The 13,861-nt window shown below is 55.3% G+C and carries 10 protein-coding genes and 2 pseudogenes; 7 read left to right on the top strand and 5 right to left on the bottom strand.

The window, feature by feature from the left end; all coding sequences use genetic code 11:
• Positions 1 to 4: 4 nt before the first annotated feature.
• From thiE to thiD, 5 genes are read left to right on the top strand one after another with little or no spacing between them, the layout of a single operon-like run.
• Positions 5 to 643 (top strand): thiamine phosphate synthase, encoded by a 639-nt coding sequence (gene thiE / locus AC1DWB_RS08300; protein ID WP_477540577.1) that lies wholly within the window; start codon positions 5 to 7, stop codon positions 641 to 643.
• Between the two features lies 1 nt (position 644).
• On the top strand, positions 645 to 842 hold the full coding sequence (thiS, locus tag AC1DWB_RS08295) for a sulfur carrier protein ThiS (protein WP_477540576.1): 198 nt from the start codon (positions 645 to 647) through the stop codon (positions 840 to 842).
• A gap of 7 nt (positions 843 to 849) precedes the next feature.
• The gene (locus AC1DWB_RS08290) at positions 850 to 1,632 is read left to right on the top strand and encodes a thiazole synthase (RefSeq protein WP_477540575.1); all 783 of its coding nucleotides are present in this window, start codon (positions 850 to 852) and stop codon (positions 1,630 to 1,632) included.
• Between the two features lies 1 nt (position 1,633).
• On the top strand, positions 1,634 to 2,773 hold the full coding sequence (thiO, locus tag AC1DWB_RS08285) for a glycine oxidase ThiO (RefSeq protein WP_477540574.1): 1,140 nt from the start codon (positions 1,634 to 1,636) through the stop codon (positions 2,771 to 2,773).
• Between the two features lie 50 nt (positions 2,774 to 2,823).
• The gene (gene thiD, locus AC1DWB_RS08280) at positions 2,824 to 3,654 is read left to right on the top strand and encodes a bifunctional hydroxymethylpyrimidine kinase/phosphomethylpyrimidine kinase (protein ID WP_477540573.1); all 831 of its coding nucleotides are present in this window, start codon (positions 2,824 to 2,826) and stop codon (positions 3,652 to 3,654) included.
• A 454-nt stretch (positions 3,655 to 4,108) separates the two neighbouring features.
• On the opposite strand, the gene AC1DWB_RS08275 is transcribed toward thiD, so the two are convergent.
• From AC1DWB_RS08275 to AC1DWB_RS08265, 3 genes are read right to left on the bottom strand one after another with little or no spacing between them, the layout of a single operon-like run.
• Positions 4,109 to 5,524: an enolase C-terminal domain-like protein gene (locus tag AC1DWB_RS08275; protein WP_477540572.1), complete on the bottom strand. Its 1,416-nt coding sequence runs from the start codon at positions 5,522 to 5,524 to the stop codon at positions 4,109 to 4,111.
• Complete coding sequence (locus tag AC1DWB_RS08270; RefSeq protein WP_477540571.1) at positions 5,511 to 6,383, bottom strand: sugar phosphate isomerase/epimerase family protein; 873 nt, start codon at positions 6,381 to 6,383, stop codon at positions 5,511 to 5,513. The genes AC1DWB_RS08275 and AC1DWB_RS08270 overlap by 14 nt, the downstream gene beginning before the upstream one ends.
• 16 nt (positions 6,384 to 6,399) lie before the next feature.
• Positions 6,400 to 7,383, bottom strand: coding sequence for a hydroxyacid dehydrogenase (locus AC1DWB_RS08265; protein WP_477540570.1), 984 nt, complete (start codon positions 7,381 to 7,383; stop codon positions 6,400 to 6,402).
• A 128-nt stretch (positions 7,384 to 7,511) separates the two neighbouring features.
• On the opposite strand from AC1DWB_RS08265, the gene AC1DWB_RS08260 reads away from it, so the two are divergent.
• Complete coding sequence (locus AC1DWB_RS08260; RefSeq protein WP_477540569.1) at positions 7,512 to 8,276, top strand: helix-turn-helix domain-containing protein; 765 nt, start codon at positions 7,512 to 7,514, stop codon at positions 8,274 to 8,276.
• Between the two features lie 221 nt (positions 8,277 to 8,497).
• On the opposite strand, the pseudogene AC1DWB_RS08255 reads toward AC1DWB_RS08260, so the two are convergent.
• A pseudogene (locus AC1DWB_RS08255) lies at positions 8,498 to 9,157 on the bottom strand (Lhr family helicase); the annotation flags it as partial.
• A 369-nt stretch (positions 9,158 to 9,526) separates the two neighbouring features.
• Positions 9,527 to 13,075 (bottom strand): annotated as a pseudogene (locus tag AC1DWB_RS08250) (DEAD/DEAH box helicase); the annotation flags it as partial.
• Positions 13,076 to 13,169: 94 nt separating this feature from the next.
• On the opposite strand from AC1DWB_RS08250, the gene AC1DWB_RS08245 reads away from it, so the two are divergent.
• Positions 13,170 to 13,850, top strand: coding sequence for a uracil-DNA glycosylase (locus AC1DWB_RS08245; RefSeq protein ID WP_477540568.1), 681 nt, complete (start codon positions 13,170 to 13,172; stop codon positions 13,848 to 13,850).
• Positions 13,851 to 13,861 lie beyond the last annotated feature (11 nt).

The following is a 13,861-nucleotide window of genomic DNA, read 5'->3' as shown; positions in this document are numbered from 1 at the left end:
TGAGATGAAAGAATTCAAACTATACGTCATCACCGGGGAAATGTTTCACCCTGGACGCGAGATGCTGGAAGTGATGGAACAAGCGATTGTCGGTGGAACGGACATTATCCAATTGCGGGACAAATCGAATTCCAAGCGGGTCGTGCTAGAGAAAGCACTCGGCTTACGAGAGTTGACTCGGCGGTATGGGGTCACATTTATCGTGAACGACCATATTGATATCGCACTTGCTGTTGATGCCGACGGCATTCATCTGGGTCAAGATGATCTGCCAATCGCTGAAGCTCGCCGCATTGTCGGGCCGGACAAATGGATCGGCATCTCGACGCATGCGATCGAAGAAGCAAGGGAAGCCGAGCGGGAAGGCGCCGATTATATCGGAGTCGGACCAGTGTTCGCGACGAAGAGCAAAGTTGACGTAGTCGCCCCGGTATCGACCGATTACGTACGGCAAGTTGCGAGTGAGATTCGAATCCCCTTCGTGGCAATAGGCGGCATCAAGCTTCACAATATAGATCAAGTGTTGGAGGCTGGGGCGACGCGTATTTGTGCTATCAGTGAGATTGTCGGCAGCTCTGACGTGCAAGGGACATGTGCCGCATTTCTCGATCGAATCAACAGTGCCGCGTACAGGAGGAACTGACATGGAACTTTGGGTGAACGGGGCAAGAAGAACGACATCCGTCCGTACCGTCGAGGGGCTGCTCCAGGAGTACGGGATGGAACGCAAGCTCGTCGTCGTAGAGATTGACGGCGTCATCGTGCCACGGGAACAGTGGCCTACAACCGAGTTAAGCGAAAGCATGAAGATTGAGCTTGTACATTTTGTCGGAGGAGGCTGAGTTCACGATGACCATTCAAGATCAGTTAATAATAGCAGGGAAAGCGCTCAGCTCCCGATTCTTCCTGGGAACCGGACGCTACCCGAATCCTTATATACAGAAGCAAGCCATTGCAGCGTCCGGAGCAGAGGTGCTCACGTTCGCCATTCGCCGTATTAATCTGGATTCGCCGGAGGACGATTCCATCCTCCAGCATCTGGAAGAACGGACCTATACGTTCCTGCCGAACACGTCTGGTGCGAAGACCGCTGAGGAGGCTGTCCGGCTAGCTCGATTAGCTCGGGCATCCGGCTTGAGCGATTGGATCAAGGTCGAGATCAGCGCGTCCGAGAAGACGCTGCTTCCCGACCCGATCGAAACGCTGAGAGCTACCGAGATCCTAGCGCGCGAAGGGTTTGTTGTCCTGCCCTACACGTCAGACGATCCGGTGCTGTGCAAGCGGCTAGAAGAAGCGGGTGCGGCAGCTGTCATGCCCGGCGGCTCGCCGATCGGCACAGGGCTTGGCATTCTGAATCCGTACAATCTCGGATTAATCGTGGAAGAAGCCCGCGTCCCGATCATCGTCGACGCCGGACTCGGTTCAGCCATGGACGTAGCCCAGGCGATGGAGCTTGGTGCAGGCGGCGTGCTCATGAATACGCCAGTCGCGAAGGCCAAGGATCCGGTTCGCATGGCGGAAGCCATGAAGCTTGCCATTAACGCCGGACGGCTGTCTTATATGGCTGGACGCATACCGAAGAAGCGGTATGCTTCCGCTAGCAGCGGCGGCGAAGAATGGGTGTTGAAGTAAGATGGCTGAACATTGGCTAGTTATTGGCGGCGGCGTGATTGGACTCTCGTGCGCCTATGAGCTGCGCAAGCGAGGATATGAAGTAACCGTCGTCGAGCAGGACAGCTGCGGTGGACAAGCTTCCGGCGCCGCTGCGGGGATGCTGGCTCCGTTCTCGGAGAACAGCGAGCAGCCGGACGCTTTCTTCGAGCTGTGTCTGGATAGCTTACGGTTGTATGAGAATTGGCAGCAAGAAATTCGCGAGGTGTCCGGGATGGAATTCGAATACTCCCGCTCCGGCAGCTTGTATGCATACTTCCACGAAGCAGATCGTCTTGCTATGGAATCCCGCCGGTTATGGCAGCAGCCCTATGGAGCAGATGCTGAACTTGTGACTGGCGAGGAATTGTTCCGTCTCGAGCATGGGTTATCCCGCAACGCGATTGGAGCGTTGCACTATCCGAATGAGTCGCATGTATATGCGCCGCATTTTGTCAAAGCCTTGGAGCAGGCATGCCGAAATATTGGGGTGAGCATTCGCGACCATGCAGGTGCACTCACGATGGAGGAGGCGGAGTTTGGAGCCAGCGTACGGGTTGGACTTGCTTCTGGCGAATATGTGTCAGGTGATCGAATGGTACTCTGTACTGGAGCTTGGTCCCAGCAGTGGGAGGAAGCCTGGGGGGTGAATGTCCCGGTGTACCCGATAAGGGGACAAATCTGTGCTTACGACTCGTCGCTAGTCGGTGATGTGCACCATATGGTCTTCTGCAGCCAAGGATATGTGGTCAGTAAAACGAATGGAACCCTCGTGTGCGGTGCGTCCGAGGATGTGGCCGGCTTCGACACGTCGGTCACAGCCAAGGGTCTTGCCCGATTGCAGAGCTGGAACGGCAAGCTCCTTCCATCGCTTAACGACCACACTCCATTCCACCAGTGGGCCGGGTTGCGGCCAGCTACCCAGGATGGGTGGCCGCTGATCGGGTCAGTTCCGCGATCGAAGGCTGTTCTATTCGCTGTCGGGCATTACCGCAACGGCATCCTGCTCAGTCCAGCTACAGCGATGCTGATAGGCGATCTGGCTGACGGAAGTCCAACATCGTATAGCGAGACGAAACTGATGCAATATGGTCGGGCATTCGCTCCGAATCGCTTCACATAAAGACCTGATCTGATTCAGGCAAATTTATTAAATAAGGAGCACGCCGCTATATGGATCCAACTGTTCATATCCCAAGGGCGCTGACAATAGCCGGATCCGATTCCGGCGGCGGCGCGGGTATCCAAGCCGACCTCAAGACGTTCCAGGAGCTGGGCGTGTTCGGTATGAGCGCCATTACGGCGATTACGGCACAGAATACGCTTGGCGTTCAGCATGTGTTCGCGCTTCCGGCGGCAATCGTCGAGCAGCAGCTTGATTCTGTGCTGTCCGATATCGGAACAGACGCAGTCAAGACAGGTATGCTGTTCTCCGCGGAGTTGATCCGACTCGTCGCCCGTAAAATCGCTGAATATGGCGTCAGCCAAAGTCTGGTCGTCGATCCGGTCATGATCGCTAAGGGCGGGGCAACCTTGTTACAGCTAGAAGCCGTGCAGGCGCTGCGCGATGAGCTGTTGCCGCTCGCTGCCGTCGTGACACCGAACGTGCCGGAAGCTTGCGCATTGCTCGGCCTGGATGCCATCGAGGATGTCGATGGCATGATTGTGGCAGCGCAACGGCTGCACAAGCTTGGCCCGCGCTACGTGCTGCTGAAGGGCGGGCACCTCGACGGCGACGAAGCCGTGGACGTGCTGTTCGACGGGTCGGAAGCGGCGCTGTTCCGCACGCCGCGCATCCGCACCCGGCACACGCACGGCACCGGCTGCACGACCGCCTCGGCGATTGCCGCCGGGCTAGCCCGAGGGCTGCCGATGGCTGCCGCGGTTGACGAAGCGAAGCGCTTCGTCACCGCGGCCATCGCCGCAGCCCTGCCGCTCGGGCACGGCATCGGCCCGACGAACCACGCGGCGTACCGCCGTCAACTCGAGGCGCCGCGCAGCTAGCTTGATTCGCAGGGACGAGTCGAGGCACCGCGCAGCTTGCTTGATTCACAGGGACGAGGTAAGCTCTCCTGCCTTGTTCCTGCCCCCTCGCTTCCTGCCTCAGCCTCTGCGTCCTGCGCCCTACTTCCTGCCCCCGCTTCCCGCTTCCTGCCTCCTTCTCTCCTACCTCTGCGGTTCGACCGTGGGCCAATAAGGTAACTGAGTTCTCTTATTTACTACTACCACCCCAAACATCTGGAAATAAGAGAACTGTGTTCTCTTATTTCTGTTATATGTGCCCCGTCTATCCCGATTTGCCGAAATAGGAGAACTCAGATCTTCTATTTCGGCAAAGATAGGCAGTGTCTGGCGAATAAGGTAACTGAGTTCTCTTATTACTTAGCCCGACTCCCAACCCCCTACTCGTTCTTTCGCCTCCGTCGGTAATCAAATCGACCTTCACTGACCACCTGATTCACAAGCCGCTGGAGCGGCTGCTGCTGTAAGCAGGCTCGGGCAATTCTCTCGCGATCTGCTCCACCTGATAACCGAAACCGAAGCCTCCAATCGTATGCAGCTTGACCGTTCCATCCTGCCTCCGATACAAGCCCGGATGAACAACGGCTTCAGGCAGCGAAGCATCGGGATAAAACTGCATCCCGTTCGTCTCCACGCCCATAATCGTTCCAGCGTAGTAAGCCAGCAGCAGATGCGGAATTTGCGCCAGCATCGGATTGGTCAAATCCTGCACCATTAGCGTCATGCCATGCGCTTTGGCCCAGCAAAGACTGAGCAATGCTCCTGTCTGGGTTTTGCATGTCTTCAAGGCGACTCCCGTCCAGCCCAGCTCTCGCCCCAGTTTCACGAGCTCCCAATCATGGGCACTCTCGTCCAGGAACAATGGCTTCCTCGCGCTGACACTGCGTACATCGAGCGGATGTGCATGCAGATCATAGGGAAAGGGTTGCTCGATATACAAGAGGCTTTTATAAATATCCGGCTGCTCCAGCATGAGTCGATCGAGAATATCCGTTACATATCGCGGGTTCTCAACTTGACAGTTGAAATCAGCCGTGAGCCATACGACTCCTCGGGGTAATGCAATCCGTCCTACTTGGAGAAGACGGTCATAATCCCACTCCGCATCGTTCCCAGTCAGCTTGACCTTTAAGCATGTCAGTCCATCCTGCTCGATCCAATCCTCTAGTGTGCAAGCATACCCATCGTTCGGCTCGTTTCCCGTTAACTCATGGCGGAACAAGAGGTCCTTCCCCCCTACCAAGTGCCAAGCCACGAGCTCCTTCCCAGATGGGACGGTGAAATAATGCTCCGGGTAAAAGCCCTCGAAATGGACATCAGCTCCAACTGCGGGCTGTAGATAGGCAGCTAGATCAGCGTTCATGTATGTCGCGTTATATGTTGCATATACGGAGACACTATTCGTCTGTCCATACGCATCATGCAGCGCCAAGTCGAACAAGGAGAAGCTGACCAAGGCGGCCAAGTAGGGGAGCGGTTCCGCAAGTCCCGAATCCCTATTGAACTGCTGAACCAAACGGGGAAGCCTTTCCTTCATATAGCGGTAGCCGAGCTCAAAGGCATGCCCATACTCCGCCCACTCCGACAAATCCCGGGCAATCGCTGTACAGAACGCTTGGAGCGCTCCTTCCCGTGTTTCATAGCTCAATGAACTGGGCCACACCCATTGCACACTGAGCGRGGTCTCCCCCCATCCTTCTGCGCTTACACCAAGACGGTTACGGGTCTGGATGCAAGCTCTTGCACACGAGACCTGGGTCAACGTTTCAGCACCGAATTTCAAAGGGACCCGTGTCTGAACCGGCAGCAAGTACAGCTGTACGCCTTCCACAGTTATATCATACGGTTTCACTGAGGCTCCTCCCACCCTGCTGCTCCAGAGCTCGTCGCACATAATCGACTTCTTCCTTTAACGTTGGTAATAGTTGTTCGATGTTGTCTGAATGGTAGAAAGGTTGAAAGTTCAGCACACCTTGGAACTTTATATCATGGAGCGCAGCTGCGATCACACTCCAGTTCGTCACACCTTCCTGACAAGGAGCGAACTCCGGCTTCCAGCCTTTGCTGGGCAAAGACCGCTCCTCTTCCGCGTTGCTGTATCTCCCATCTTTTACTCCGATTGCCGCCAAATAATGGCCCAAACTGACTATCGCCCGCCGCCAATTTTCTGAACCTTCTCGGAACTGATTGCCGGGGTCCAACATGATGCCGACATGCTCGGGTGGCAAGTCCCGAACCACATATAGCGCCGCTAGCGAATGCGGAATGAGCATTTTGTCGCCATGATGCACTTGATACACAGCCTTCAATCTGTGTTTGGCACATAATTCGGCCATCTGATTCATGGAAGCTCGCGCACGATCAAGCTGGGTGAATATGTCTTCACGCTCGGAGTAGTTGAAGTAGGACATCCGGAACCCACGAATCCCTGCGTCTGCCATCACTTGTAATGGCGTTGCATCCTGTAGCAGCTCATCCGCAGAATAACCTGTTGTAGCAAATTGCACCTTGACATTATGCCGTTGCATCGCCAGGATGAAAGGCGTGACCTCTGTCGCCATGTTCAATGGTGTCACCCAATACCCGTCGCGGACGATTAGATCGACAGCGTCGAAGCCCGCCTCCAAGGTGGCCGCTCCAAGCTCATCCAGCGACAAGCTCTGAAAAAACTTAGGAAACAATGAATAGTATGGCGCATTCCTAGTACTCATCGTGTGAACCCCTCCCCTATGCTAATCGATCCAGCATGTCCCAAGTGACGGTCATCAATGGCTGCCGCCCATTCAAATATGCCTCAACATCCTGAACGACCTGATTGCCAATATGAACGCTTGCTCCCCCGGCAACATGAGACGTATAAATGGCATTAGGCAAAGACCGAAGCGGATTATCCATACTCGCAGGCTCCGGGTCGGATACGTCGAGAAACGCGAACAGACGCCCTTTTTGCAGCTCAGCGATCAAGGCAGACTCATCGATACAGGCGCCTCGGGAAGCGTTAATGAACACAGCATTGTCTTTCATAGCCTGGAACTCCTGGGCCCCCAGCATCTTCTTCGTCTGCGGTGTCAATGGGGTATGCATCGTGATCGCGTCACTTGCCTGGCACAGCTCCAGAACTGAATCCACCTTGACTGCACCTAGCTCGGCCGCAGCCTCATGTGTAATGAACGGGTCATACAGCATGATCTTCGGTCCGAAAGGGCGCAACACTTGCAGCACGAGGCGGCCAACTTGAGAAGCACCGATAACACCAATCGTCGATGCCGCCAAGTAGGATCTGCCCGGAACCAGGGCTCGGAATTCCGTTCGGTTACTCTGGGCATTCGGTATAACTCGGCGAAGTCCGATGATCATCTCACCTAGCACAAGTTCTGCTACGGTTCTCCCGATCGCGGGGGCGCATGAAGCTATCATCAATTCCCGGCCTTTCAAATCCTCCGTGAAAAACCCCTTCACAGTTCCAGCGGCATGCTCCCACAGCCGAATGGTCGGACAGCTGTCCAGAATCGACTTAGTCGGGGTTACTGTACCCCATGAGCCAATGGCAATCTCACATCCCTGCAGAAATTCGCATGCCTCCGCTTCGGTCATATGTGCATTCTGGTCGTGCCAGTTGACCGTTCCCAACGCTTCCAGCTGCTGACGGCTTTCCGGTGTGAATATTGCATTTTGCGTGCTATGCGGCAATAATATGTGTATGTTCGCCAAGATCAACGCACCTCTCATCCCAATATGTGTTCAGCTTTAATGTACCACTGCTGCGATCTGGGACGAATAGCATTTTTCATCTAAAACTTATCATTATGCGTGCTATTATTCAGGAGCTGATTGTGACATTGGATACGATAAACTTACTCATTCTGGAGAAACCTCATAAGCAGGATACTGGGAAGGTCGCGCTACACACCCACCCGTTCTGGCAGCTGGAAATCGCTTTGCATGGCCCGATCAGTTACTTGTGGAACGGCCAGCAAGACAGGCTGCATACTGGAGACATGCTGTTGATTCCACCTGGAGTGGAACATGCCTTCTCGTACGAGATGCCTGGGTGCTCGTGGTTCACGCTGAAGTTCGAATACGATTCGACTGCGGGGAGAATGCCGGAAGGGGCGGTTATCCGCCAATCGCTGATCAATGACAAGCTAGTCGCGCTCTTGCAGACGATGGTGTCGGATTCCATCATGAAGCCGTATGAGAAACGGTTCGTGGAAGGGTTCGTTCAATCGTTATTTGCCATCCTGTTATCGGCGGACGTATCTACGGAGGGCCCTCATGAGCATGCACTAGTACGGAATGTTACGGAGCGGGTACGGGCACGGGGCGGCAAACCGATCCAGATTCAGGAATTGTCGGAGCAGATGGGGTATACGCGAAGTTATTTGTCCAAGCAGTTCCGCTTGATGACAGGCGAACATCTAAAGTCGTTCATTGATCGGGTGCGGCTGGATAAAGCGAAGGAAATGCTGCTCTATAGCGAATTCGTCATTGCTGAAATTACGGAATCGCTTGGGTTCAAGGACGCTTTTTCATTTTCTCGTTTTTTCAAAAACGGAGCGGGTGAAAGCCCCAGAGCGTACCGGAAGAGGCATTCAGGGACGTAGGAGAACCCAATTTGCTCGTAGGGGTGGAAGTGAGTATGGGGTGAATCCAGGCGGAAGCTTCGCGTTCGGTTGTTTCATCGGGTGGTTCTGGTTGATCTTGAAAAATGTTGTATCTAGTGTCGGTAAAAAAGTAACGGCCTGAATGTATTGAAACATTCAGGCCCGTGAAGGAGAATTAGTCGATTTTATCGACTAACCAGTGCTCAGGACGACGCGACCAGTTATGACTTGGTCTTCGGCTTGGACGTGGCCAACAATCCTCCAACACCGCTTAACGAGCTGAGCCAGACGACGATCGAGCTGCGGTCCCGCTCCGCTCCCAGCTGTTCGAACAGCTGGAATGCTGCAGATTCCATAATAGGCTCGCCGTTCCATGTATCAACAACCAGCTTGCGGATGCCGCTTAACCGAACGATGACCCTCACAATTCCGCTTAATATCCTTAATTCGCTTGGTTGATCTGCAACCCCGGTAGATCGCTCCAATTCGTAAAATCGTCTGCCGTTATTCTCGATCCACATCGTTAGACGCCCTTGTCGCATCACGATAAAGTTACCGGGCTTTCTAGCGAAGGCGATCCTAACCGAATCCGGCCAAGGGACGAGTATTCCGTATGGGTTAGCCGGATCTACGGCGCATAATACGACGGGCTGATCGTCCGAAGCTCTGAACGGAACAGGTTGTCTCAGCGCATCCACGTCCGGTGGCGTGGAGAACTGCAGCTCAGGAATCCCACGAACCCACAAACCGCGTGTCAACAGGCCCCACGTTTCCAATCGGCGAATCGGCTCGCTTAACTGATCCGAAGAGACGTCCAACCGTTCGGAAAGCATGCCCTTGGTGAACAAGCCGTAACTGTTCATCAAGTGTTGGATCCAACCGGTTAACACCGCATCGGAGGAAGCATCTTCGGCTGTTGAGCCTTCCGCCAACGACTCCAGCAAGTACCACCTGCCAAGACCCGATTGAAACTTGCCACGACTATTCGACTTCGCAGTCGACTTTCCGCTGCCAGACTGTCCATGCATGCGTACTGGTGCGAATTGATCGTTCGAGACGTAACCATCCCAAGCGAGCTCCAGCAGCTGTTCCAGCAGCGCAGACGGGGCAAGACCGGCATCCCGGCTTAATGCCGTCAAGAAGCACGCGCCCTTGCTGTGGAGCAGCTCTATAAGCGCTGCATGACGTTCAGGCGACTTCCTATTCAGAAATGGTCGATACAAGGCTTTGGACTCGGTTAGGAAAAACGTAATTTTCCCTTCCTTATCTCCTTCGTCCTTACGTCCGATCCAGATAACTTCTCCCATCGCACATAGCTGATCCAACGTTTCCTTGCGGTAATCGCTCAACCTTGTGGGGAATATGATCGCTTCCCAGTGGGACAGCGGCAAGAATACGCCCTGCAGCTTCTCAATTACCAACCGGAGCCCCTCGGTACCGCCCTCCTGATGGTCCGCCGCATCCCGCTGCACGAGCTGCAGCTTCAGGATGCGCTCGCACAGCCGCGCCGGGTCGACGGGCTCTGCCTGTCGGCGAAGTTCGCGTGTGGATAGCCGAACCATCTGCTCGGCCGCCTTGCTGCTCGTCCACAGCCGTTCGTCGCTGTCCGCGAACGGCGAAGGCTCCACGATCCCTTGTTCCGACCATCGCGCAACCAAGGAACTTGTGAATTTGTCCGTGAGGCCGAACCTTGCCGACAACTGCTCCTCGGTTACGTACAGTTGCCTGTCTACAAAGCGGCTGATGATGAACGTTAGAGATTGCGAATCATTCGGGAAGGCTGCATACGTATCCGCTTCATCCGCGCATATCCATCGCTCCTCGTCCGCTAGTATGATCTGTCGTACACGCTTGTCCAGGCTCAGTTCTTCCAACCAAGCAACGACCCGATCAGCTTCCACCAGCTTGCTCAGCTCAGCAAGCGTCGAGTCACCTCTTTGCTTCAGCAGCCTATGGAGCCCTGAAGCCTCTTCTGCCTGCTGCCCCGAGTTTGACATCCACTCCCCACTGTTATCAGGATCCAGTGTCTCCACCAACTGCTTCAACGCGGTCGTACCGAATGTTCGAACAGCCGCTTCCCTGTTAATGGACAGCAGTTGAAGCCGTATGTCCTTGGCTAATGCATCCGACTCATATATTTGTTGGTTTGTGAATTCCCACAAGAACTGAATCGCATACGGAGAAGGTGCCGCATTCTTGTGCACCGACACGTGAATCGCCCCGGATGCAATCGCTCGCAATGTGTGAACCAGCCGCTTGACGTCAAGCATCTCCTCCAGACAAACGTCCATCGCTTCTTGAATAAGCGGGAACTGATCCGCGTAAGGCAGTGCGTCGCGGAGCAGCGCTTCACTACGCAGCCGCTTGACCCAGAGCGGTGTTCGGCCATAGCTCCGGGCCAGCAGAAGTGACGTCTCTGCGAGACGACGGAACGTCGCCCCGAACAGCGGAGATCCAGTGACCGCTTCACGCAACAGATCTTCGACGCGATTCGCCGTTACACCCATAATCAGATCTACCCAGCTCGTGTCCCACTCCGGGAATACAAATTCTATCCCGTTCTCCTTCACATAAGTATAGAACCGATAAGGCAGCACTTGCTCAAGTGTACGCTGCAGAACGAGCTGCCAAGTCCGGTTCACACGTCGACCCAACAGGCTATGAATAATGAGATGCACATGCTCCACATCGTCTTTGTACTGCTCGATCACGATGTGTCGATCCGTAGGTACGGCGCATGCGCTGCGTTGACGGCTGACGAGTGAGACGAGCCGTTCAGCCGATTGTGCATCCATCGAGTAAGAATCGGATAGCCATAAGGCCGCTTCCGACTCGTTCCAGTCCTGCTCCTCATGTGGCTCCCCTTCATGTTGCGCTTCTTGCGGTTGCATGCGTACCAGCAACGCCCCGATCATACTCCCGAGCCGCTGAGAGAGGTCGTACGAGCGTCCGACACCTTCGCCCCGCCAGAACGGGATTTCGCTATATGCGTTAGATGCTTCCTTGACCGTAACTCTGTCGTTCTGAATCGATTGGATCATCCATGACGACGTCCCGAGCATGAATACATCGCCCACCCGACTCTCGTGAATAAACTCCTCGTCTAATTCCCCGAGCTGGGTGCGGGATTCATGATGATAGACGGTGTAGGCGGAGCTCTGTGGGATCGTCCCAGCGCCGAGAATCGCTGCCATCTTCGTATTGCTGCGCGGGGCCAGTGTGCCCCAATGAGTCAAGCTCGAATCTGACGCTAATACGCCAGCGGGGGTCGAATTAGCGCCACGCTGGTCGCCATGCGCCTGGACCCCTTCATCCGTAGCGGAAGTAGCGGCGTCCCCTCCATCATGGCGAATCCAATCAAGCAACGGCTTGCTGAACGGGTAATACCCGGACAGCACCTGCAGCATGCCCGCAAGCCGCCTCCGGCCGAGCGAGCGGTAGCCGTAGCTGCGACGCAGCAGCGCGTAAGCGCGCTCTGCGGTAATCGGGCCCGCGGCGGCCATTGCCKCCAGCTGCTGCGCCAAGACATCCAGATCCCCCTCGGGGATCTGGATGTCCTCGATCGCGCGCGCAGCGATGTCGCGGGCCAGCAGCGCGCACTCGGCGAGTGCGCCCGGTTCGCGCGCGACGATGACGCCGCGGCTGACGTCGCCGACGCTGTGGCCCGCGCGTCCGATGCGCTGGATGCCGGCAGCGGCGCTTTGCGGGGAATCGATCTGGATCACCAGATCGATGTGGCCTACGTCGATGCCGAGCTCGAGCGACGCGGTCGCCACCAGACAGCGCAGCTCACCCGCCTTGAGGGCGCGTTCGACTTCAAGCCGCTTCTCGCGCGAGACGCTGCCATGGTGCGAGCGGGCCAAGTCGTAGCCGACATGGTCGTTCAAGTGTAGGGTCAACCGCTCGCACAGACGGCGATTGTTGACGAAGATAAGCACCGACCGCGCGCCCTCCATGTGCTGCAGCAGCAGTTCGACGAGCGGTGCCCATGCCGATTCGTCGTCACCTTTGCTGCGCCTTCGGTACGACTCCGGCATTGTGACGGTCAAGTCGAACTGCTTGTCCATCCGGCTCTCGACGATGACCGATGGCCGCTCGCTTCCCTCCTCGTTGTAGCCCACGAGGAAAGCCGCTACCCGCTCAAGCGGGCGAATCGTGGCTGACACGCCAAGGCGCTGAGGTTCCCGGCCACACCATGCGGACAGCCGTTCGAGTGATACCGCCATGTGCAACCCACGCTTGTCCGCGGCAAGCTGATGAATCTCATCGACGATCACTTGCTCTACCGTCTGCAGCATCGCCCTTGCCTTCTCGGAGGCCAGCAGCAAGTAGAGTGATTCCGGTGTCGTCACCAAGATGTCGGGCGGATGCTTGATCATGGAAGCCCGTGTACTTTGGGAAGTGTCCCCAGTACGGATGCCGACTCGTATGCCAGGCCAATCCAGCTCATTCGCACGGGCATACGCTTCCATCTCCGCCAAAAAGCCGAACAGATGATGGTGAATATCGTTGTTCAGTGCTTTGAGCGGCGTAATGTAGAGCAAGCGCACACCTGCACGCCAGGTCTGTTCTCCTGGTGCAACCTGCTTCGCTCTCACGATCCGGTCCAGCCAAGGTAGAATGGACGCCAGAGTTTTCCCGGAACCAGTAGGAGCTGCGATCAGGACATCTTGCCCTGTACGTATAGCCGGCCAAGCGTTCCGTTGAACTTCAGTTGGCAGGCCGAACGTCTGATGAAACCACCCTCGTATAACCGGATCTTGAATCCAGTCTACCGATTCCGGTCGTGAATCCGTCATCCACTCTCTCACCTTTCCAATATGAATATGATAGAATAATAGGGACATTGAATCCAAGAAGCATGTGCTAACAACTTGAAAGGACAGATTCCCTATGGCAATTCTACATAATGACTGGGCCCCTCTGCTGGAGCCGGAGTTCGACAAACCTTATTACAAACAGCTTCACCAATTTCTCGCCGAGGAATACCGAACCGCTACCGTTTACCCTGATAAATACAATATATTCACGGCGCTGCATTCGACCGGGTATGCAGCAACGAAGGCGATTATTCTCGGACAGGATCCTTACCACGGCCCTGGTCAAGCTCATGGGCTAAGCTTCTCTGTGCAGCCTGGAGTTTCCACACCCCCGTCGCTGCAAAACATGTTCAAAGAATTGCAAGCCGACCTTGGTATCCCAATTCCTCGTCATGGGCATCTTCTAAGCTGGGCGGAACAAGGCGTTCTCATGTTGAACACTGTTATGACTGTAAGGGAAAGCTCGCCTAACTCGCATAAAGCCAAGGGCTGGGAAACGTTCACTGATCGGATTATTGCCTTGCTGAACGATCGATCTCAACCGGTCGTGTTCGTTCTGTGGGGGAGTCATGCTCAGCAAAAAAGGCAGCAAATCGATACGTCCCGCCATTTCATCATTCAATCCCCGCATCCGAGTCCATTGTCTGCTCATCGCGGATTTTTCGGCAGCCGTCCGTTCTCAAGCATCAACCGCTGTCTCAAGCAGATTGGTAGCCCAGAGATCGACTGGAAGCTGCCGGAGTTAAGTAACTAGACACTTCTAAC

The organism is Paenibacillus sp. P4_E11, from assembly GCF_056401635.1.
The sequence above is the reverse complement of the archived record's forward strand: the minus strand, read 5'-3'. Positions and strand labels throughout refer to the sequence as shown.